We start from the raw sequence: 22149 nt of genomic DNA, 5'->3' as shown, positions 1-22149 counted from the left end.
TAACGTGCGGTTATTGCAACTGGTCCAATATCGTTTGGTAATCGCTGTTGTGCAGCGGCATATAACCGGTGAAGTGCAACCAGGTGCGCAGATTGCCGTAGTAATGTTGCAAGAACGGTTTTAAATCTTGCTTATCCTTTAACGACGCATTGTTGACATACAAATACAACCGACGGGTTAAAGGCTGATAGCTGCCGTCGGCGGCGGTTTGCAGCGACGGGGCGACCGCGCCGTTACCGTTGTCGATCGCCAATAGTTTCAATTCCTGCCAATGGCGGTGATAGGCGCCGATACCGAAAAACGCGAGTGCGTTCGGATCGTTGGCGATTTTCCCCACCAACTCCTCTTCATTTTCCGACGCGCTGTAGTCGCTGCGGCTGACCCCGGCTTCATCGGTGATTTTATCGGTGAAATAGTCGTAGGTGCCTGAGGCCTGTCCGCGACCATATAAAGCCAGCGGTTTGTCCGGAAAACCTGACCGCACTTGGTTCCAGTTGGTTATCTTGCCTTCGGCGGCTTTCTGCCAGATGGTTTTCAGTTCGGCGACACTCAAATCGTTCGCCCAATCGTTTTTCAGATGCGTGACCACGGCAATGGTGTCCACGGCAAGCGGAAGTGCGGTATAGGCAATGCCGTTTTGTGCGCACAACGCTTTTTCCTGGTCGTTAATCGGACGGGAGGCATCGTTAATATCGCTTTTGCCGCTGCAAAACAGTTGAAAACCGGCGCCGCTGCCGGAGAATTTCACCGAGATACTGGCGTTTTTGTTTTTACGCAGAAAACGTTCGGCGGCTTCTTTAGTAATTGGGTAGACGGTGCTGGAACCGTCAATAATCAACGTATCGGCGCCAATTTCAACATTGCCGGTTTTATCATTGTCGCAACCGACGCTTGCCAACACGGCGGCGGCAAGAGTGAATGCCGTGAATACCTTGCTTTTATGCATAACAAACCTCGTTTAGCCTTTTTTTCTTTTTTCAGCCATAAAACTTTCCCAAAAGGTTTTCAGGCTGCTGTATTTGGTTTCGACCGCATTGAAATAGGTTTCCACCTCATCAATGATTTCATGCTGGCTGTCTTCGATATCCGCTTGCAATTTGCTTTCCAAATCGGCCAATGCTTGTTTTAATTCCCGAATTTTCTGTTCTTTTTCACGAATGGTTTGCAGTGTCATAATCTGTTTCCTTATAAAAGTTGTCCAATGCCGATGATCAGGAGTGGAATGGCAAAGAAAACCCCAAACATATAAGCAAACACATACATTTTATTCTTTAACCCCCATTCGGCGAGGGTGGTTGCCATAATAACCGGTACTTGGCGCAATAACGGCAAAACGTAAATCAGACCGATCCCGAACACATTGAACAGCAAGTGAACCAATGCGATCTGCAAGGCGACTTGCGCCGCCGGACCGGAAATGGCGGTGGCGGCCAAAAGTGCGGTCACGGTGGTGCCGATATTGGTGCCGAGGGTGAACGGATAAACCTGTTTCAGGGTGAACACGCCGGTGCCCGCCATCGGTACGATCAGTGCGGTGGTGGTGGAAGAGGATTGCACCATCACGGTGATTAATGTGCCCGACAACATACCGGAAACCGGGCCGCGTCCGACCGCGGCGTTCAGCACGTCTTTTGCCTTGCCGACCATCACTTTACGTAACACTTTGCCGATTTGGCTGACCACAAACAGAATCAGCACCACGCCCAGTACAATCAGCAATAATCCGGACCAGATCCCCGGCAACCAACCGGTCAACAGTTTTAACAGGTTATCAGCCGGCGCCAGCAGGGTTTTCATAAAATTCATGCCGCTCATGCTCATGTTGCTGTCGGAAACAAACAGCCGTGCCAGATAAGCAGACGCTTTTTGCAACGGTTGGAACAGCAATTCCAGCGGCAATAAAACCGCCACCGCGAGAATGTTAAAACTGTCGTGTACCGTGGCGGCGGAGAACGCTCGACGGAATTCATCGGCACTCTTAATATGCCCAAGGCTGACAATGGTACTGGTCAACGAGGTGCCGATATTCGCCCCCATCACCATCGGAATCGCCATGCTGACCGGCAAGCCGCCGGCAACCATGCCGACGATAATCGAGGTTACGGTGCTGGAGCTTTGAATCAGCGCAGTGGTGACGATACCGACAATCAGCGCGACAAATGGATTCGAGGCAAAGCTAAATAATTCTTTGGCATTGCTGCCGGTGGCGATTTTAAAACCACTGCCGATAGCACCGACGGCGGCTAAAAGTAAATAAATTAGGATAGCGACCAATAACCAGGCTTGCCAGTTTTTGGAGGAGGCGCCGGGTAACGTATGCGCTGCGGTTTGAACGGTATTCATAAGTTGTCATCTTCAAGCTGTTTAAAGTCGCGCAAAGTGTAGCAAAGAAATATGACAGTTTTATGACAGTGACGGCTGAAATGGCGTTCGGCTGCGGTTGGCGGATAGGGGATAGTTCAATTATGGTCAATTTAACAGTGGGTTAAGGCGTGATGCGGCAGTGGTCATATATTTTGCCTGAAAGCGATTTTTATGCCTAAATATTGCTGGTCGAGCACTTGTGGCGTTTCGGCAGTGTATTGCCGCTGATCATAAATGCTGGCAAAACACGCGCGGATTTCTGCCGCCCGTGCTGCGCAGTCTTTGCCGATAAATTGATCGGCATAGCCGATTATCTCGGCAGACAGTTTAAACGGAATTTGGCTTTCCGTCAGCTGGAAATGCAGCTCACCGCGCACGTCGCTGGCTTTGCCGCTGAGTGCCAAATCAATTGCCTGTGCGCCAGCTTGCCCAAATTCAAACTGTGCCAGTTGCGCATTGGCAAAAGACGAGAAGAAAAAACCGGATTTTTCTAAAATAGTATCATCCAGTTTTTGATGTGCCAGATCGGTCAGTTGTGGAAAACGGGGCAAATTGCCAAGTATGATCGTTTTATTATGCTCGAAATCAAACTCGGTACGATTGATAGGGATTTCCAACCGCAATAACGGCAGATTATCTTCATCAATCACATAACCGTCGCTGCGCTCTTCCAAATCAATAAAATAAAGCCGATAAAAATCATCAATATATTGGCGTGGTACACGATAGGTCAGCACAAGGTCAAGGAAAAGCGCGTTGCCACCGTTGGCATAATCCAAATCGCGCCAATTCTCGTCCAAGGTAAAATAACCGGACAACAAGCCTTCGGCTAGCGGCAAGGAATAAGATTGTTGTTGCAATTGGATCGTCAGCATGGGCGGTCTCAAGCGAAAATTAGCAACAGCCAGGTTACACACATGATCGCTAACGCCATCGTCACCGCCGCCGAGCCGAGATCTTTGGCTCTGCCGGACAGTTCGTGGTACTCCGTGCCGACCCGATCGACCACCGATTCAATCGCGCTGTTAAGCAGCTCTACCGTCAGCACCAACAGCACCGAGCCGATCATCAATGCCCATTCGACCGCACTTTTGCCCAGCCAAAATGCCGCCGGAATCAATACCGCCGCCATGATGAGTTCATGCTGAAAGGCGGTTTCCGTCACCGCTTGTTTTAAGCCCTTGATCGAATAGCCGGTGGCTTTGATTAAATGGGTGAAGCCTTTATGTTTTTGCACGTTTGTTCCTTTTTTATTTTTATCTATTTTGCGTAAGTATAATGCGATTTTATTAGCTGAAAATGAGGGGATTTATCTGCCCCCTAAAAAATATTCCTTTTATCCTAGCACGGCAAAACTGTACTAGGTTATGCAGCCTACGGCTGAGTCAGCCGCTTTAGGGCTGTCAGAGCGGTAAAACCGCTCATCAATGCCTAACCGATTGCGACTGTAAGTCGCTGTCGGATTTAACGACTAACTAGACAACCGCCGTGCCTCAACCACGTCGTTAATCCGCAGCAGCGAGGCGAGGATTCGTCCGAGCATATCGACATTGCCCAGTTCGATTTCCATATCGATGGTGGCGGTCATGTTTTTCACATCGCTTTTACTCGACACCCGATGTACGCTGACTTTTTCGTTGGCGAGTACGGTGGTGATGTCGCGCAGCAAGCCGGTGCGGTCGTTGGCGACCACGCGGATCACCAGGTTAAATTTGGTGTGGTAACTTTCGCCCCAAATCGCTTCCACCACCCGCTCAGGACAGGCTTCTTGCAGGTTCAGCACCTGATCGCAATCGGCACGGTGAATCGAAATGCCGCGCCCTTGGGTGATATAACCCAAAATAGGATCACCCGGAATCGGCTGACAACAGCGTGCAATATGGTGCATTAAGTTGCCGACTCCTTCGACCACAATCTGCCCTTTATTGCCGCCGGTTTTGGTTTGTTGCTTGTTTTCCACCTGACGCAGGATATGCTCATCGACTTCCTCCGCCGTCGGGCGCAACAGTTTGCCTTGTAAGTAATTGCTCAGTTGATTGAGGCGAATATCACCGTTGCCGATACCGGCGTATAAATCATCAAGCTGTTTCAAGTTATAGCGCGGTAAGGCATATTCTTCGATCTGCTTGTAATTTAAGCCCAACTTCGCCATTTCCGCTTCTAACTGCTCTTTGCCGAGCGGAATGTTTTTCTCGCGATCTTGGCGTTTAAACCATGCCTGAATTTTGGAACGTACCCGGTTAATGGTAACGAAACCGGTGTTCGGATTCAGCCAATCGCGGCTTGGGTTCGGGTTCTTTTGGGTCAGGATTTCAACCTTGTCGCCCATTTGCAATTTATAGGTGAACGGCACGATTTTATCCGCCACTTTCGCGCCGATACAACGGTGTCCGACTTCGCTGTGAATGGTGTAAGCAAAATCGAGCGGGGTTGAGCCGGCCGGCAGATCGACAATGTCCCCTTGCGGCGTGAAGACGTAAATCCGATCATCAAAAATTTTGCTGCGGGTTTCCTCCACCATATCGCCGGACTGGCTGAGATCATGTTGCCACGCCAATACCTGCCGCAACCAGGTGATTTTCTGCTCGTAACCGGCACGTCCGCCGGTGCTGCCTTCTTTGTATTTCCAATGCGCCGCCACGCCCAATTCGGCATCGTCGTGCATTTGTTGGGTGCGGATTTGCACCTCAATCGCTTTGCCGCCCTCGCCCAGCACCACGGTGTGAATCGACTGGTAGCCGTTCGGCTTCGGGTGGGCGACATAATCGTCAAATTCCGCCGGAATATGTTTAAAATGGCTGTGGACAATGCCAAGTGCGGTATAACAATCTTCCAATTTATCCACAATGATCCGCACCGCCCGAATATCAAACAGTTGCTCGAACGGCAGATTTTTCTTCTGCATTTTTTTCCAAATGCTGTAGATGTGTTTCGGGCGTCCGTACACCTGCGCCCTGTGCGGCAGTTCGGCTTGCAGATCGCGTTCAATCACCGCCACGAAATCCTGGATATAGGCTTCGCGATCGCGCCGTTTTTCCTGTAACAGTTTGGCGATTTTGCGGTAATTATCGGGATCAAGATAGCGGAAACAGTAGTCTTCCAATTCCCATTTCAATTGCCCAATGCCCAAGCGGTTGGCAAGCGGGGCATAGATATTGCTGCATTCGCGCGCCGCCAATATTTTTTCCGGTTCGGAGATAAAGTTGTTTTCTTCGCGCAGAAACGCCACCCGTTCCGCCAGCTTAATCACCACACAGCGGAAATCATCGACCATCGCCAGCAACATACGGCGCACGTTATCCACCTGCAAATGGCTGCCCGACTGGCTGGCGCTGAGTTGGCGGATACCGTCCATATCGACCACGCCTTTCACCAGCTTGCGAATGTCGTTGCCGAAATCCTCTTTGATTTGGTCGTAATTCAGTACCCGACGGCGCACCAACGGGAATAACATCGCCGCCAGCAGGCTGTCGTGATCCATATTCAAACCGCTCAACACTTCGACCATTTCGCTGGCGGCATACAGCAGGTATTGCCGTTCATTGGCTTCCAATTGTTGTAGTTTACTGTCGTTATAATGCCACGTTTCGATTAACGTTTGACGTACATCAGGCGCGAGCGGCAGGCGTTCGCACCAATCTTCAACCACAAATTGCGCCGGTGTCAGCAAATGTGAGGCTCGTATTGCGACCATGCTTTTCCCTTCTCAACTATTATCTCGACGATTATCAACCAACCCGACTAAATAAGGTGATCGACTCCAAATGGGCAGTGTGCGGAAACATATCAATCGCCGCACTTTTTTCAATCCGATAGCCCTGCTGCGACAGATATTCGCTGTCGCGCACCAGCGTCGCCGGATTGCAGGAAACATACAGAATTTTCTCCGCCTGCAATGCGCACAAGTGCGGTAACGCAAACAGCGCCCCGCTGCGCGGCGGATCAAGCAGCACTTTGTTAAAACGGCGCACCGCCCAGGCTTGATCGGCAAAAGTGCGGTCTAAATCCGTTTGGTAAAATTCCACGTTCTCCACTTGATTGGCGGCGGCGTTGGCTTGCGCCTGCGCGACCATCTCCGCGACGCCTTCAATCCCGACCGCACTTGCTACTTTAGAGGCTAACGGCAGGGTAAAGTTTCCCATCCCGCAAAATAAATCCAACACCTGATCTTGCGGCTTCAAATCGAGCCAGTCAAGTGCGGTATCCAGCATTTTTTGATTTAAGAGGCGGTTTACTTGAATAAAATCACGCACCGCAAACGCCAGTTGTTGCCCGTTTGCCAAGCGGTAATACGGCGTGTCGCCATGCCAATGCTGAATGTCATTTTCCTGTTCGCAGACAAACAGTTGTAACTGCCGCTCGCTGGCAAATTGCAGTAACCGCACTTTATCCTCGGCACGCACTTGCCCCAAATGGCGCAATAACATCGCCACGCCGTTATCGGCGGCGACCAGTTCGATATGCCCTAATTGGGCTTTTGCCTGCCATTGCGGCAGCCATGTTTGCAATGCCGCCAACACCGCATTCAAGTGCGGTTCGGCAACGGCGCAATTTCGAATCGGCACAATCGCTTTTGACCGACGCCGGCGCAAACCGAGCATCAGGGTTTTAGTTTTTTTATCGAACAAAATGCTCAAGCGCAAACGGCGGCGATAGCCCCATTCTTCCGCTTGTAGCAGCGGCTGAAAGGCAATCTGCGGCTGCAAACGGCTTAAACGTTGCTGCAACGCCTGTTGTTTCACCTGCCTCTGCAAATCGAGCGGAATATGCTGCATTTGGCAACCGCCGCATTCGGCATAATAACCGCACTTTGGTTCGATCCGCTGTTCCGAGCGTTGTAAGATTTTCTGCGTGACGGCGTGTCCGTATTGGCGTTTTTCCTCCGACACCCGCACTTCCACCTTTTCCTGTGGCAAAGCATTTTCCACAAACCAGGTTTTGCCCTCAACCCGCGCCACGCCGAAACCTTGATAATCGAGGCTGTCGATCGTCAGGATTTTCTTCTTCGGCTGGGGGATTTTTTTGCGTTCAGTATAAAAAAGTGCCATTGCGGAATATGTTCAGGTTAATCCAAATTAGGCGTTATTATAAAAGCGAAACGGCGGAAAGCGAAATAGTCTGTTGGGATAAGTTATAACATTTATGTTGTCAGTGAAGCGAAAAAAACCGCACTTTGTATTGTGTGATCGGCAAAGTGCGGTTGAGATCACTCAATGCATTTAAGCATTCAAAATTTGTTTGATTTCCGCGATACTTAAATGGAATTGGCGCGGGCATTTGTGCCACACATCCAGCATTTTGCTGTATTTATCCCACATCGGCGTTTGTGCGTCGCAGCCGTTCGGGCAGTGGATTAATTCACGGTATTTTTTATCGTTTTCGGCAATGAAGCCTAAATAATTGATGTATTTTTTCTCACGGATACCGCAATAGCCTAAGAATTTGAGACGGTGCGGCGTCAGATCTTCGGTGTGGTGCAGGTTGTTGTAGGACACTTGCAGCGCTTGGTACATTTCCAAGGTATTGATCACGGCTTTACATTCTTCTTCGCTCAGGTCGCTGAATTGAGCGTATAACTCTTTTAATTCCAGTTTGTAACCGCCTTTGATGATACTTTGATAGCGGTGGTATTTGGCGGCATTGTCTTTGTCGAGTAACGCCATTAATTCATATTGATTCACCAGAATCAGGCGCTGGGTCAGGGTCATTTCCATATCATATTCCTTCTATTGAATGGCTGAATGTCGAATAGGGTTAATCAATCTCTTTGAGTTCATCTTCGGATAAGGTTTCTTTAAGTTCCGAGCCTTGTTTGCCGTCGCTGACTTTAAATTCCAGATTCTGGAAATAGGCTTCGCGCACGGTGAGATAACTGTCTTGCGATTGCTCTAACAGCACATCTTGACTGAGCAGATTGGCACGCTTATCCACCGCTTGGATCCCGGTTTTTACTAAAGTCCAAGGTCCGAGCAAGGATAATACCGGGTAGGTGTGATCGACCAAACCGCCCAAATCTTGGCGTGGCGTTGCCGGGCCATACAGCGGCACCATCACATAAGCGCCGGTGCCGACGCCGTAGCTGCCGAGCATGTCGCCGAACGAGCGTGAACCGTCGGTTTGCAAGCCGTCGATCGCGCTGGCGATATCCATAAAGCCGGCTAAACCGAATACCGAGTTGATCCAGAAACGGTTAAAATGCACCATTGCTTTGTTGAACTCGCCTTCAAGCAGGCGGTTGACGAAGCTGGCGGGTTCATCCAAGTTGTTGGCGGCATTGACCAGTGCGGTTTTCGCCGGTTGCGGCACATACTCTTTCCAGCCGGTGGCGATCGGTTTCAGCAAATAGGGATCGGCAACATGATAGTTGAAATCCCACATGCTGCGGTTAAAGCCTTCCAACGGGTCTTGCCGCTGTCCGGTCGTTTCATCAATACTTGAGCAGGCGCTCAGTGCCGTTGCCATCAGCAGTGGCAGCCATAATTTCGCGGCAATGGATTTTTTCATCTTACGATCCTGTTTTCAGATTTAACGTTTTCATTTTAACAACTTTAAGATCAAAGCACAGCATTATTTATTGCAATTTTGAGCTGGGTCAACTTGCCCAAAAGTGAATTTTTATGCATAATATTGCATTATTTTTCAAAAATAAGTCGCTGGATCAATTATTGGGCTTGAATTGTCGCGGTGGCTCAATTACAATAATTTGCTCATTTCTGCTACACTTCCGCTGTGATTCGTACAGGGCTTCGTAAATAGAGAGTAACGAGCATAATATGGGCAAGCCCGATATTGACCCCAAGATTGAACATAAACAGGATTATCCCGGGAGAAATTCATGTCTGAACCAGCCATCTTAGTCTTAGCGGACGGCTCAATTTTCCACGGCACTTCCATTGGCTATCCAGGCCATACCATCGGCGAAGTGGTTTTTAATACATCCATGACGGGTTATCAAGAGATTCTGACCGATCCGTCCTACAGCAAACAAATTGTCACCCTCACCTATCCGCATATCGGCAACACCGGCGTGAATCAAGAAGACTGCGAATCGGACAAGGTTTATGTTTCCGGCTTGGTGATCCGCGATTTACCCTTGATTCACAGTAATTTCCGTAGCGAACAAAACCTATCCGATTATTTAACCGCCAATAAAATCACGGCGATTGCCGATATTGATACCCGCCGTTTGACCCGTTTGTTGCGTGATAAAGGCGCGCAAGCCGGCTGTATTATGGCAGGGGAAATTGACGAAGCCAAAGCGTTGCAACTGGCGAAAAGCTTCGGCAGCATGGCGGGCAAGGATTTAGCGCAGGAAGTGACTTGCGATAACGTCTATCGCTGGGAACAGGGCGAATGGAAATTGGGACAAGGCTTCAGCCGTAAAAACGCGGGGCGTTACCATGTGGTTGCCTACGATTTCGGGGTGAAACACAATATTTTACGTATGCTCGCCGAACGCGGCTGCCAAATCACCGTAGTACCGGCGAAAACCAGTGCGCAAGAGGTGCTGGCGTTAAATCCGGACGGCATTTTCCTCTCCAACGGGCCGGGCGATCCGGAGCCGTGCGATTATGCGATCAGCGCCATTCAACAGCTGTTAGCCAGTAAAAAACCGATTTTCGGTATCTGCTTAGGACATCAACTGCTCGGCTTGGCGGTGGGCGGCAAAACCAAAAAAATGACCTTCGGACACCACGGCGCCAACCATCCGGTGCAAAATCTTGCCACCGAGCAAGTATATATCACCAGCCAAAACCACGGTTTTGAAGTGGACGAAGCCAGTTTGCCGGACAATGTGACCGTGACCCACCGCTCTTTGTTCGACAATTCGGTGCAAGGGATTGAATTGACCACCCAATCGGCGTTTTCTTTCCAGGGACACCCTGAGGCAAGCCCGGGGCCGCACGATGTCGCCGAACTGTTCGACAAATTTGTACATGAAATGGAAGTGGTGCGCCACACCCATACGCCGCAGGTTGTGGTTTAAGCAGGAATATAACCATGAAAACCTATGCTTATCAGTTGGTTAATGTGTTTGCCGAAAGCCATTTCGATGGCAATCCGTTGGTGGTGTTCCCGCAAGCGGACGGACTGAATCAGCAGCAAATGCAACTGATTGCCCGTCAATTTAATTTGTCGGAAACGGTATTTATACAACGCAGCGATAGGCAAAGTGCGGTCAGAAAACTGAAAATTTTTACCCCTGAGTATGAAATGCCGTTTGCCGGACACCCGACCATCGGCGCGGCATTTGTGTTACAACAGCAGCTGGGATTGTCTGACAACTATCAGCTACAAACCGAGGCAGGCTTAGTCAGGCTGCAACATCAAACCGATAACATCACTTTTGCTTTAAGTAACGGTGCGCAGTTAAAGCCGTCGGCATTAGACAAAGCCTGCTGTGCCGAGATGTTAGGCTTACAACAGAATGATATTGCCGCCGAACCGGTTTGGGTGAATACCGGCACGGAACAACTACTGTTGCGATTAAATTCGGCGCAAGCGGTGGCAAATTGCCGTATCAATACCGCACTTTTCCTGCAAAAAGCCGTATCACAAAGTGGGGAAGCGCAGTTGTATGTGTGGTTTGAACAGCAGAATAACGTCAAAGTGCGGTTGTTCTTTTCCGCACACGGCGAAGTGCGCGAAGATCCGGGCACGGGTTCTGCCGCCGCTAACTTGGGCGGTTGGGCGCTTCACAACCAACGCACGCCGTTAAGTTGGCAGATCATGCAAGGCGATGAAATCGGACGACCGAACCGGCTGAGTTTAACTGTGAACGAACAACAGACGATTTATGTCGGCGGCAAGGTAATCCCCGTCGGACAAGGTGAATTTTGGGTTCCTGAAGATTAACGAGAATATTAGCAAGAGAAAAAACTATGCCAAAACGTACGGACATAAACACAATTTTGATTATTGGCGCGGGTCCGATTGTGATCGGGCAGGCGTGTGAGTTTGACTATTCAGGGGCGCAGGCGTGTAAGGCGTTGCGTGAAGAAGGTTATAAAGTGGTGTTGGTGAACTCCAATCCGGCGACCATTATGACCGATCCGAATATGGCGGACGTGACCTATATCGAGCCGATCACCTGGCAAACGGTGGAAAAAATTATTGCCAAAGAGCGCCCGGACGCGATTCTGCCGACCATGGGCGGGCAGACCGCACTTAACTGTGCGTTGGATTTGTCGAAACACGGCGTGTTGGCAAAATATAATGTCGAGCTGATCGGCGCGAAAGAAGATGCGATTGATAAAGCGGAAGATCGCGGTCGCTTTAAAGAGGCGATGACCAAAATCGGTTTGAATACGCCGAAATCCTTTGTTTGCCACAGCGTTGAAGAGGCGTGGAAAGCGCAGGCGGAAGTCGGCTTCCCGACTCTGATTCGTCCGTCGTTTACCATGGGCGGTTCAGGCGGCGGGATTGCCTATAACAAAGACGAATTCAACGCGATTTGCGAACGCGGTTTTGATGCCTCGCCGACTCACGAACTGCTGATCGAACAATCGGTGTTGGGCTGGAAAGAGTATGAAATGGAAGTGGTGCGAGACCAAGCGGACAACTGCATTATCATCTGCTCGATTGAAAACTTCGACCCGATGGGCGTGCATACCGGCGACTCCATCACCGTTGCCCCGGCGCAAACCTTGACCGACAAAGAGTATCAAATTATGCGTAACGCTTCGTTGGCGGTGTTGCGTGAAATCGGCGTGGATACCGGCGGTTCGAACGTGCAATTTGCGATCAACCCTGAAAACGGCGAAATGATCGTGATTGAAATGAATCCGCGCGTCAGCCGTTCTTCCGCCCTTGCCTCGAAAGCGACCGGTTTCCCGATTGCTAAAGTGGCGGCGAAACTGGCGGTTGGTTACACCTTAAATGAACTGCGCAACGATATCACCGGCGGTTTAATTCCGGCTTCGTTTGAGCCGTCGATTGACTATGTGGTGACCAAAGTTCCCCGTTTTGCCTTTGAAAAATTCCCCAAAGCGGATAATCGCCTCACCACTCAGATGAAATCGGTGGGCGAAGTGATGGCGATGGGGCGCACCTTCCAAGAGTCGTTGCAAAAAGCCCTGCGCGGTTTGGAGACCGGTATTTGCGGTTTCAATCTGAAAACCGAAGATATGGAAAAATTGCGGACCGAATTATCCAATCCGGGCCCTGAACGGATTCTGTACGTTGCCGATGCGTTCGGTATCGGTTGGGATTTGGCAGATGTGTATCACTATTCCAAAATCGATCCGTGGTTCTTGGTGCAAATTCGTGATTTGGTGCAGGAAGAACTGGCACTGGAGAAAAAAACGCTGGCGGATCTGGATTACGCCGAGCTGCGCCGTTTGAAACGCAAAGGTTTTGCCGATAAGCGTATCGCGCAGTTAGTGCAATGCAGTGAGAAAGCGGTACGCGATTTACGCCATCAGCTTAATCTCCACCCGGTGTATAAACGGGTTGATACCTGTGCCGCCGAGTTCGCTTCCGATACCGCCTATCTCTATTCTTGCTATGAAGAAGAGTGCGAAGCCAATCCGAGCGACCGCAAGAAAATTATGATTCTAGGCGGCGGTCCGAACCGAATCGGACAAGGGATTGAGTTTGATTACTGCTGCGTACACGCCGCCCTTGCGCTGCGTGAATCCGGCTTCGAAACCATTATGGTGAACTGTAACCCGGAAACGGTTTCGACCGATTTCGACACCTCTGACCGCCTCTATTTCGAGCCGTTGACCTTGGAAGAAGTGCTGGAAATTATCCACATTGAAAAACCGCATGGCGTGATCGTGCATTACGGCGGGCAAACTCCGCTGAAATTGGCGAATGCGTTACACGAAAACGGCGTGCATATCATCGGTACATCGGCTGATAGCATTGACGCCGCGGAAGACCGTGAGCGTTTCCAACAGGTGCTGAATAGCCTGAACCTGAAACAGCCGCCGAATCGCACCGCGCGTAACAGCGAAGAAGCGCTGAAACTGGCAAACGAAGTCGGTTATCCGCTGGTGGTGCGCCCGTCGTATGTCTTGGGCGGACGTGCAATGCAAATCGTGTATAACGATGAAGAGTTGCAAACCTATATGCGCGAAGCGGTGCGTGTGTCCGATGATAGCCCGATTCTGCTCGATCACTTCTTGAATGACGCGATTGAAGTCGATGTGGATTGTATCTGCGACGGCGAAGAGGTGGTGATCGGCGGCATTATGCAGCATATCGAACAAGCCGGTATCCACAGCGGCGACTCGGCGTGTTCCCTGCCGCCGTATTCGCTGAGTGCGGAAATCCAAGATGAAATCCGTCGTCAAACGGCGGCAATGGCGTTTGAGCTGCAAGTGGTCGGCTTGATGAACGTGCAGTTTGCGGTACAAAAAGACACCATTTATGTGTTGGAAGTCAATCCGCGTGCCTCGCGCACCGTGCCGTTCGTGAGCAAAGCCACCGGCGTACCTTTGGCGAAAATCGCCGCACGGGTGATGGCAGGTATCAGCTTGAAACAGCAGTTCGTGAGCAAAGAAGTGATCCCGAATTTGTATTCGGTCAAAGAAGCGGTGTTCCCGTTCATTAAATTCCCGGGCGTGGATACCATTTTAGGACCGGAAATGCGCTCGACCGGCGAAGTGATGGGCGTGGGCAAAACTTTCTCCGAAGCATTCTTGAAAGCGCAAATCGGTGCCGGCGAACGCTTGCCGAAACTGGGTAAAATCTTCTTATCGGTGGAAAATGCCGATAAACCGAAATTGGTCAACATCGCCAAACGCCTGCAGGACCTGGGCTACGGCTTATGTTCGACCTTAGGCACGGCAAAATTCCTACGCGAACACGGTATCGGCGTGCAGATCGTCAACAAAGTGCGCGAAGGCCGCCCGCACATTGTCGACGCAATCAAAAACGGTGAAATCGCGATGGTGATCAACACCGTCGGCAGTATGCCGGAATCGGTTGCCGACAGCCATTCCATCCGTAGCAACTCACTGCAACAACGCATTCCGGTGTACACCACCATCGCCGGCGCGGAAGCGATCAGCCAAGGGCTGAAAAGTCTGAACGATACCGAAGTTTATCGTTTGCAGGAGATGAATTAATACGCAATAAGAAAGTGAAAGTGCGGTCTGAACCGCACTTGATGTCGAGATAAAACTAAATAATCCTTGAAAACTGTTGCCGTTTCGCCAATTGGCGTGAGTAGGTGTCGAAGCAGAGGCAGATGTTGCGAATCAGTAAGCGTCCTTTGGCGGAAACGACAAGTGCGCTGTCGCCAAGGATCAGCAAACCGTCTTCCGCCAACGGTTTTAACAATGCCAAATCTTCGGAAAAATGGCGTTTGAAATCAATACCGTACTGCTGTTCCAGTGGCGCGTAATCCAAACGGAAGTTGCAGATCAAGGCTTTAATCACATCGCGGCGCAGGCAGTCTTCTCGGCTCATGGCGAAACCTTTGTGCAGCGCGTTTTGGTGATCTTCCACGTCGGCGTAATACTGTTTCAGCTCTTTTTGGTTTTGCGCATAATGATCGCCCATTAAGCTGATTGCCGACACGCCCAAGCCGAGCAAGTCCGCTTCTTCCTGCGTGGTGTAGCCTTGGAAATTGCGGTGCAGCACGCCGTTTTGTTGCGCGATTGCCAATTCGTCGTCCGGTTTGGCGAAGTGATCCATGCCGATAAAGCGGTAGCCTGCGCCGGTCAGGGTTTCAATGGTTTTTTGCAAAATGGTTAATTTGCTGTTCGGCGGCGGCAGGGTGTCGTCTTTGATTTTATGCTGTCCGGCAAAACGCGACGGCAAATGGGCGTAGTTAAACACGCTCATGCGATCCGGATTCAGTTCGCTAACCCGTTTTAGCGTCGCCATAAAACTCTCGACCGTTTGGAACGGCAAGCCGTAAATCAAGTCGATATTGGTCGAGGTGAAGCCCAACTCGCGCGCTTTTTTCATTAGTGAGAAAATAAACTCTTCGTCTTGAATACGGTTGATTGCCGCTTGCACGTCTTTGTTAAAATCCTGAATACCCATGCTGATACGGTTAAAACCGATTTGGCGCAGGTGATCCAGCATCGACAGCTCGATTTCACGCGGATCCATTTCAATGCTGATTTCCGCTTCCGGCGAAATGCGGAAATGATCGCGCAACATCTGCATTAAACGGGAAGATTGGGCTTCGCTTAAATAGGTCGGGGTGCCGCCGCCCCAGTGAATTTGGGTCACGGTGCGCGCCGTAAATAATGCGGCGCGCGCTTTGACTTCTTTTTCCAAATAATCCAGATAAATATCCGCTTTATGCTGATGACGGGTGATGACCTTGTTACAGGCGCAGAAATAGCAAAGTTTGTGACAAAACGGAATATGCACATACAGCGACAAAGGGCGCTCAGGGTAACGGCTCGCCGCCTGTAAAAAATCCTGTTCGCTATAGCCATCGTTAAACTCAAGTGCGGTCGGATACGACGTATAACGCGGACCGGACTGGTTATATTTTTGAATCAGATTGAGATCCCACTCGATTTCAGACATTCGGTTTCCTATTTTTGTATTTCCAGATCACTCAACAATTGGCGCAGTTCTAATTTTATTTTGCTTTCTAATTCGACTTCGCTGCTTTCACGGGTTAAATCCAAGCGCATACGCTGGTTTTTCGGCAAGGCTCGGCGGGCTTCGTGGGTCGGCATATCCATCACCACTTGATACAGCTGCTGCATGGCGTGGTATTTTTCGAGCGCATTTGGCATTAGTCCCGGCAGCAGCGCGTTTAAGCGGATGACACCTTCGGATAAATTACAGTCGTCATTCAACATCGCCTTGGCGATAATTTGCACGCTGTCAAAGGTGAAATCTTTGCGTTTTTGCCGTGCGGCGGCAATTTTTTGTTTCTGCTTGCGTAATGCCAACAGCAGCCAAGCGGCATAACTTGCCAAGCCGACAATGATGGCAATGGCGATCAGCAATAAAATCAATGACCAGTTCATTAGCGGAATTTATTAATATCAATAGTGTTGAAAGTGCGGTACAGCGCGTCATCGCTGTCCTCGTCTTCTTCCTCGCTCAAGCCCAATTCTTGCATTAGCTGCGCAATGCGGCTTAAACACTCATCAACAAATTGTTGATCTTTAACGGAAAGGATTTTGCCTGCATCGAGTTGATCCAGCAACTCGTTCAAGCATTCGTTGTTTTCCAGCTGCTCCAACTCCAACATCGGATCGATTTTCTTGACTTCAGTCGGTTCAGGTTTGATCGGCGTAATCACTTTGCCTTTTTCCGGCTTATTCACCATTTCGATGATCAACGGAATTTTTTTACGGCTGCCGACGCGCGGATCGCCTTTGACCGCACTTTGCTTGTGATTATTGCTTTCCGCCGCACTGTGGCGCGAGCCGGCACTCAAGCCTTTGCGTTTTTTCTTGCGTTTTTCTTCACGCGCCAACACGTCCAGCTCATAACGAGTCGGTTTGCGTCCCTTTTTGGCTTTCACTTGTGCCGCGACGGGTTTGGCGTCGGTTTTGCGCACCGGCATTACGTCGCTGATTTTACGGGTTTTCTTCTGGCGAGCCATGTCGTTCTCTTACTCTATTCTTGGGGTTTGTGATTATTCACGAAAATTAAGCGCAAATTGTACCATTCATACCGCACTTTCACACGGAATTAAATCAGCTAAATGCAGAAATTGCCATGAGCTATTAAAGACAAAACCGCACTTTATGAGCCAAAGTGCGGTTGAGATGATTGACAAAGGTCGCTGATAAGGCAGTGTAGGGGCAGATTATATATCCGCCCGAGATTGTTGACAAACTGACTTCTCTCCCTCCGCGGGCGGAGGGAGCACCGTTTTTCGTAAGAAAAATGGGGAGGGAGGTGTAATATGAAAATGCAACATATTTATTTTTAAAATGATTTATGCCTCCCTCCGTCCTTCGGACATCTCTCTTCGTATACGGAGGGAGGGAAATTATTAGAGAAAGAGACTTTGTCATCAGCTTGGGGCGGATATATAATCCGCCCCTGCTTTTATCATAAAAATCAAATTATTTAGTCTTTGTCAGCGATACTAAACCGCACTTTATAAACCAAAGTGCGGTTGAGAGCGGAGGGGTTAAAGTAAAATGCTGCCGATAACCGCAATGCCGAAGCCGACAAAGCCGATGAGGGTTTCCATCACGGTCCAGGTTTTCAAGGTGGTTTTGGTGTCCATTTCCAAGAAGCGGCTGACCAACCAGAAACCGGAGTCATTCACATGGGAGAACGCGGTCGCGCCGGAGGCAATGGCGATTACGATAAAACATAAATCGAACGCGCTTAAGCCGGTGGTCGCGGCAACGGTCGGGGCAATCAAGGCGGAGGCGGTGGTTAGCGCAACGGTTGCCGAGCCTTGCGCCACGCGCAATGCCAAGGCAATGATAAAGGCGGCGACAATCACCGGCATGCCGGTATCGGACAACATTTCCGCCAAAACATCACCGATACCGCTGGCACGCAACACGCCGCCGAACATACCGCCGGCGCCGGTGACCAACACGATGGCACAAATCGGACCAAGCGCATTATCACAGATTTTCTCGATTTGCTCGTAGCTGCGTTGTCCTTTGAGTAACAAAATCGACACGATTAAGGTGATCAACAGTGCAATCGGGGTTTTACCCAAGAAGCGTAAGGTTTGCACCCACAATTCCGCACCGTCCACCACTTTGGTGACAGTGAGGGTGTTTAGTACGGTATCCAGCATAATCAAAAACAGCGGCAGCAATAAAATCAGCAACACCTTTTTGAAGCTCGGCGGATTGAGAGGGGCGGTTTCATTAATCGCATTGGCATTTAAAAAGGCTTTTGGCAGATCCAAATGCATTTTTTTGCCTAAAAACGTACCGTATAAATAGGCGGCGATATACCAAGTCGGAATCGCACACACCAAGCCGACCAGCACCAATAAGCCCATATTGGCACCCAGCAAATCCCCGGACGCGACCGGCCCCGGGTGCGGCGGCAGAAAGGCGTGCATAACGGCAAACGCACCGGCAGCCGGAAACGCATAACGGAACAGCGAGCCGCCGAATTGTTTCGCCACGCTGAAAATAATCGGCAACATCACCACCAAACCGGCATCGAAAAAGATTGGAAAACCGAATAGCAATGAGGCGACACCCAACGCCATCGGCGCATTTTTTTCACCGAATTTATTAATCAACGTATCGGCTAACACTTTTGCACCGCCGGTGATCTCCAACAGGCGACCGATCATCGCACCCAAGCCCACCAACAGCGCCACCGAGGCTAATGTGCCGCCGAAGCCGCCCAACATCGTCGGCAGAATTTTATCCACCGGAATGCCGGTGGCAAGCGCGGTCAGCAAGCTGACGATAATCAGCGCAACAAACGCATGAACTTTGAATTTAATAATCAGGATCAGCAATAACAAAATTGCCGCAAGCATGGTAAAAATCAGCATAGTCATATCCTTTTAAACGGTTAATTACGAGGACAAGCCACTTTCTATGAACGTTATCACTAAAAGTTACCGATAACATATATTTTAACCCAAGTGCGGTAAAGGGATATTTAGTAGAAAAGTGAAAATTTGCGATCTACTTCAAAAATCTAGCCTTGAAATAGGTTTTCTTTTCTGAAGAGAGGAGATAAAACGTGATTTAGATCACTATATTGATTGTTACAGGTAACTATTTTATGCAATTTAAGGTATGTTAAAAAATAAAAACGATTGAAGGAGTCCACTTATGGCATTGACAGAGCAAAAACAGGGCAAAAGTTTTATCTTGATGGGGGTGTCCAGCACCGGCAAAACCTCAATCGGCACGGCACTGGCGCAACGCTTGGGGATTAAATTGATTGACGGTGATGATCTGCACCCGCGTGCCAACATTCTTAAAATGGGGGCAGGGCAGCCGCTTAACGACGATGATCGCGCGCCGTGGTTGGAACGGATTCGCGATGCGGCGTTCAGTTTGGAGCAAAAAAGCGAAATCGGGATTATCGTCTGCTCGGCACTGAAAAAACAGTATCGTGATTTAATCCGTGACGGTAACGAACATGTCAAATTCCTGTTTCTGCAAGGGAATTTCGATTTAGTGCTGCAACGCATGCAACAACGCAAAGGGCATTACATGAAAACCGAGATGCTGAAAAGCCAGTTCGACACCTTGGAAGTGCCGCAACAAGACGAACCCGATGTCATCCCTATCGACATCGACGGCTCGTTTGAGGACGTGGTGGCGCGCTGCGAAAGGGCGTTGAAGCCGTTGTTGTAGTGAAAACATGGGGAAAAATGCCGAGTGTGATTCGGCATTTAGATCAAGTTGGTTAGGCTAAAAAACGTCCTATCACTTGTCCGCCGACTAAAATCCATGTCATTAATAATGAGCAGAAAAATGCGCCGAGATAAATATATCCGGTTTTTAAATAGCACCAGTTATTAATCAATAATAAGACGATAAATTGCGGAATAATCACGGCTAACATCATCATCCAACGTCCGCCGAATTGTGGTAGTCCGATTAAATCGAATCCCGGTCCTATTTGCATAAAATTAGGAATGAAATGGAATAACCAAAGCATGATTAATCCACTAACTGCGATAAATATGGATTTTAATGTCCATATTAATAACGTTGAAGTAAAGCTATTATACGTTTTTGATTTCATTTGAACGTTTAATATCAGTCCGTTATATACATAGAAAAATAATAGAATTGGCAGCCAATAAATTAAAAATAAATTAAACCGTTCCGGTGTGAGTGGTTTTAAAAACGGCCATAAAAAGCGTAATTCCACGCCCCAATACCAATAAACAAAAGAAGCCAACAGATATAACCAACCGATTAAGATGATACTCAGTGTAAAAAAGCGTGTGATAATAGTTTTGGTCGGAATACCGCGCTGACGGCTAAAAATGCCGAATTCGGCTTGAAGTGCGGTAGAAAAGTGCGGGTTGGATTTTCGCCAAAGCAGGAAAAACGCGATATTTAATACCGCACTTAGCGTAAGCCAAGTAATAATGCCATTGCCCATTTCTAGCGGCATGAACGGTAATATTGCAGCCAATGGTTCGTTTGCTCCGCCCCACTGTGTTAATAAGGGATAAAGAATAATGGTTAAGAGGATATTCAAGGCTGCAAATAGCCGCCATGTTTTAGGATTAACCGCTGTTTTGTCGCTGACGGCTTGTGTTATATGAGAAAAATAGGTTGTTTTTAATAATCCGCTGGCAAGAAATAAAGCGGAAATCAGCGCGGAAAAAAGTGCGGTTAAACCGGCAAACTCTTTATACCAATAGGTTTGTTTTTCACTGTCAAGCCAATGGGTTTTATCGCCATTTTGTAATGTAGCATTAAACCATTCGATTGCCTTGCGATTACTCTCTTCGGCAATCATCACGCCAAGATGCGTTCCCTTGACTAAATCCACTCTTCTGGCACTGCCATCTTGAAAATTGCCGTAAGTATGCGCCCATTTTAACGGTACGCCTTCCGGCTGTGAAAATACCGTTTGCCGATTTTTATTATTAATCAGCTCGCTGACAGGAAACTCTCTTTCGCGATAGCCGCCGATTTCTTCATAAAGCCCTTGTGTTAAAAGGTAATTATTAATGGTTGGATCACCGCCGTTGCTACTTAAGCCATTGACTGCTTTATGATCGGGATTCAGTTTTGCCACGCGGATAGCATTCAGCGCGCCAGTGGAGTGTCCAAAAATACCCAGTGCATTTTGATCCACAAATGGCAGTGATTTTAGATATTGATAGCCATTATTCGAACCACTCATTGTTTTGTTACTTGCCGGTAAAGTGGTTGAGAAACCGTGTCCGAACTGATCGATTGCCAAGATAACAAATCCGCGTTTGGCTAATTCCAATGCGCCAAATGTACTGGTCGCCTCTTTATCGCTTTGATAACCATGCAGGGCGAGCAATCCGGGCGCAGGGGTTTCTGCGGTGGCGGTGATCGGACGGTATAATTTTACCGCCATCGGTTGCATTTCTTCCGTCATAATGCTGAATGTCTGCACGTCAATACGTCCGAAATCCTTTTCGATCAATGACGCAAAATAGGCACTGCCAAAAGACAGTAATGCGAATAAGAGCGCAAAATAAAGGTTTTTAGTTTTCATCATCGCCTCCAATTTCGGCAAGAATAGTCACTTGCGCGCTGTCAATGCCTTTTACCAGCAGTGGCAAGGCAAAAATCCGCCGTAGATTTTGGGGGTTAAGTGCAGCTAATTTCATATCTTCGATAATACAAATAAAATGCGAACTGAACATGCCGAGCATAATTTGATGGGCTTTTACTCCATGCTCAGGATTTGATGGCGAAGCAAGGGAAATAAAATCAAAACCGATAGCTTTTAAATTCGGCGCATAGTCAATTAAATATTGCGCGCAATTAATACTCACGGCACAGCCTCTAGCCGCATAAATTTGTGGTGAAGAAGCGCGGATTTTTTCTAATCCGGTGCGAATAATTAAACAATCCGCTTGCTGAATTTGAGTTAAATAAGGTGTGAGATCTTCTGGCTCAATTAAATCGGCTTCTTTTTTAGGCAGATCGATTAACAGTGGTTTCTCATAAATAAATTGCTCCAATGGTAATTCAGAGATAGTTTTTCCATTTGGATTAAAATGATTGGGTGCATCAAAATGTGTACCAAAATGGTTAAATAAATGAATTTTGGAACTGTTGTAAACATCACCGTTATTGATATTCGTGCAGGTTTCAAGCGTCATCGTCGGTTCTCCGGGAAATCCCGGATCATGGATATCGAGTGGGTGAGATAATAATTGATATGGCATAAATCACT

General features: G+C 48.8%; 19 protein-coding genes. 4 read left to right on the top strand and 15 right to left on the bottom strand.

Annotated elements, in window-relative coordinates:
• Nucleotides 1-10: 10 nt before the first annotated feature.
• The 9 genes from ACWA5Z_RS02735 to ACWA5Z_RS02695 all read right to left on the bottom strand — a co-directional run bounded on the left by ACWA5Z_RS02735 (nt 11) and on the right by ACWA5Z_RS02695 (nt 8868).
• On the bottom strand, nt 11-946 hold the full coding sequence (locus ACWA5Z_RS02735; protein ID WP_431053797.1) for a PstS family phosphate ABC transporter substrate-binding protein: 936 nt from the start codon (nt 944-946) through the stop codon (nt 11-13).
• A 12-nt stretch (nt 947-958) separates the two neighbouring features.
• Nucleotides 959-1174 (bottom strand): hypothetical protein, encoded by a 216-nt coding sequence (locus ACWA5Z_RS02730; protein WP_431053796.1) that lies wholly within the window; start codon nt 1172-1174, stop codon nt 959-961.
• An 11-nt stretch (nt 1175-1185) separates the two neighbouring features.
• Complete coding sequence (locus tag ACWA5Z_RS02725; protein WP_431053795.1) at nt 1186-2343, bottom strand: Na/Pi symporter; 1158 nt, start codon at nt 2341-2343, stop codon at nt 1186-1188.
• A gap of 164 nt (nt 2344-2507) precedes the next feature.
• On the bottom strand, nt 2508-3239 hold the full coding sequence (locus tag ACWA5Z_RS02720; protein ID WP_431053794.1) for a hypothetical protein: 732 nt from the start codon (nt 3237-3239) through the stop codon (nt 2508-2510).
• 8 nt (nt 3240-3247) lie between these two features.
• Entirely contained in the window at nt 3248-3601 is a 354-nt protein-coding gene (locus ACWA5Z_RS02715) for a diacylglycerol kinase (protein WP_431053793.1), read from the bottom strand.
• A 234-nt stretch (nt 3602-3835) separates the two neighbouring features.
• Nucleotides 3836-6058, bottom strand: coding sequence for a GTP diphosphokinase (relA, locus tag ACWA5Z_RS02710; protein ID WP_431053792.1), 2223 nt, complete (start codon nt 6056-6058; stop codon nt 3836-3838).
• Nucleotides 6059-6092: 34 nt separating this feature from the next.
• A complete protein-coding gene (rlmD, locus tag ACWA5Z_RS02705) occupies nt 6093-7412 on the bottom strand; it encodes a 23S rRNA (uracil(1939)-C(5))-methyltransferase RlmD (protein ID WP_431053791.1) in 1320 nt (439 codons plus the stop codon).
• 171 nt (nt 7413-7583) lie between these two features.
• The gene (locus tag ACWA5Z_RS02700) at nt 7584-8078 is read right to left on the bottom strand and encodes a YfbU family protein (protein ID WP_431053790.1); all 495 of its coding nucleotides are present in this window, start codon (nt 8076-8078) and stop codon (nt 7584-7586) included.
• A 40-nt stretch (nt 8079-8118) separates the two neighbouring features.
• Nucleotides 8119-8868, bottom strand: a complete 750-nt coding sequence (locus ACWA5Z_RS02695; protein ID WP_431053789.1) for an MlaA family lipoprotein — start codon at nt 8866-8868, stop codon at nt 8119-8121.
• Between the two features lie 331 nt (nt 8869-9199).
• On the opposite strand from ACWA5Z_RS02695, the gene carA reads away from it, so the two are divergent.
• From carA to carB, 3 genes are read left to right on the top strand one after another with little or no spacing between them, the layout of a single operon-like run.
• Nucleotides 9200-10351 (top strand): glutamine-hydrolyzing carbamoyl-phosphate synthase small subunit, encoded by a 1152-nt coding sequence (carA, locus tag ACWA5Z_RS02690; protein ID WP_431053788.1) that lies wholly within the window; start codon nt 9200-9202, stop codon nt 10349-10351.
• A gap of 14 nt (nt 10352-10365) precedes the next feature.
• On the top strand, nt 10366-11220 hold the full coding sequence (locus tag ACWA5Z_RS02685; RefSeq protein WP_431053787.1) for a PhzF family phenazine biosynthesis protein: 855 nt from the start codon (nt 10366-10368) through the stop codon (nt 11218-11220).
• Between the two features lie 26 nt (nt 11221-11246).
• The gene (gene carB / locus ACWA5Z_RS02680) at nt 11247-14441 is read left to right on the top strand and encodes a carbamoyl-phosphate synthase large subunit (RefSeq protein WP_431053786.1); all 3195 of its coding nucleotides are present in this window, start codon (nt 11247-11249) and stop codon (nt 14439-14441) included.
• A gap of 55 nt (nt 14442-14496) precedes the next feature.
• Here the strand turns inward: carB and hemN are convergent, their stop codons facing one another.
• The 4 genes from hemN to ACWA5Z_RS02660 form a co-directional block, all read right to left on the bottom strand.
• On the bottom strand, nt 14497-15864 hold the full coding sequence (gene hemN, locus ACWA5Z_RS02675) for an oxygen-independent coproporphyrinogen III oxidase (protein ID WP_431053785.1): 1368 nt from the start codon (nt 15862-15864) through the stop codon (nt 14497-14499).
• Between the two features lie 8 nt (nt 15865-15872).
• A complete protein-coding gene (locus tag ACWA5Z_RS02670) occupies nt 15873-16316 on the bottom strand; it encodes a DUF2489 domain-containing protein (protein ID WP_431053784.1) in 444 nt (147 codons plus the stop codon).
• Nucleotides 16316-16900, bottom strand: coding sequence for a Der GTPase-activating protein YihI (yihI, locus tag ACWA5Z_RS02665; RefSeq protein ID WP_431053783.1), 585 nt, complete (start codon nt 16898-16900; stop codon nt 16316-16318). The genes ACWA5Z_RS02670 and yihI overlap by 1 nt, the downstream gene beginning before the upstream one ends.
• Nucleotides 16901-17437: 537 nt before the next feature.
• Nucleotides 17438-18787 carry a GntP family permease gene (locus tag ACWA5Z_RS02660; protein WP_431053782.1) on the bottom strand — a complete coding sequence of 450 codons (1350 nt, stop codon included), beginning with the start codon at nt 18785-18787 and terminating at the stop codon, nt 17438-17440.
• 286 nt (nt 18788-19073) lie between these two features.
• Here ACWA5Z_RS02660 and ACWA5Z_RS02655 point away from each other — a divergent pair, with 286 nt between their 5' ends.
• Nucleotides 19074-19604, top strand: coding sequence for a gluconokinase (locus ACWA5Z_RS02655; protein WP_431053781.1), 531 nt, complete (start codon nt 19074-19076; stop codon nt 19602-19604).
• Nucleotides 19605-19656: 52 nt separating this feature from the next.
• Here the strand turns inward: ACWA5Z_RS02655 and ACWA5Z_RS02650 are convergent, their stop codons facing one another.
• The gene (locus ACWA5Z_RS02650) at nt 19657-21465 is read right to left on the bottom strand and encodes an alpha/beta hydrolase (protein WP_431053780.1); all 1809 of its coding nucleotides are present in this window, start codon (nt 21463-21465) and stop codon (nt 19657-19659) included.
• Entirely contained in the window at nt 21452-22141 is a 690-nt protein-coding gene (locus ACWA5Z_RS02645; protein ID WP_431053779.1) for a cyclase family protein, read from the bottom strand. The genes ACWA5Z_RS02650 and ACWA5Z_RS02645 overlap by 14 nt, the downstream gene beginning before the upstream one ends.
• Nucleotides 22142-22149: the final 8 nt, after the last annotated feature.

This window comes from Testudinibacter sp. P80/BLE/0925 (genome assembly GCF_053570785.1).
Note: the sequence above shows the minus strand (reverse complement) of the source record. Positions and strands in the feature narration are given on the sequence as shown.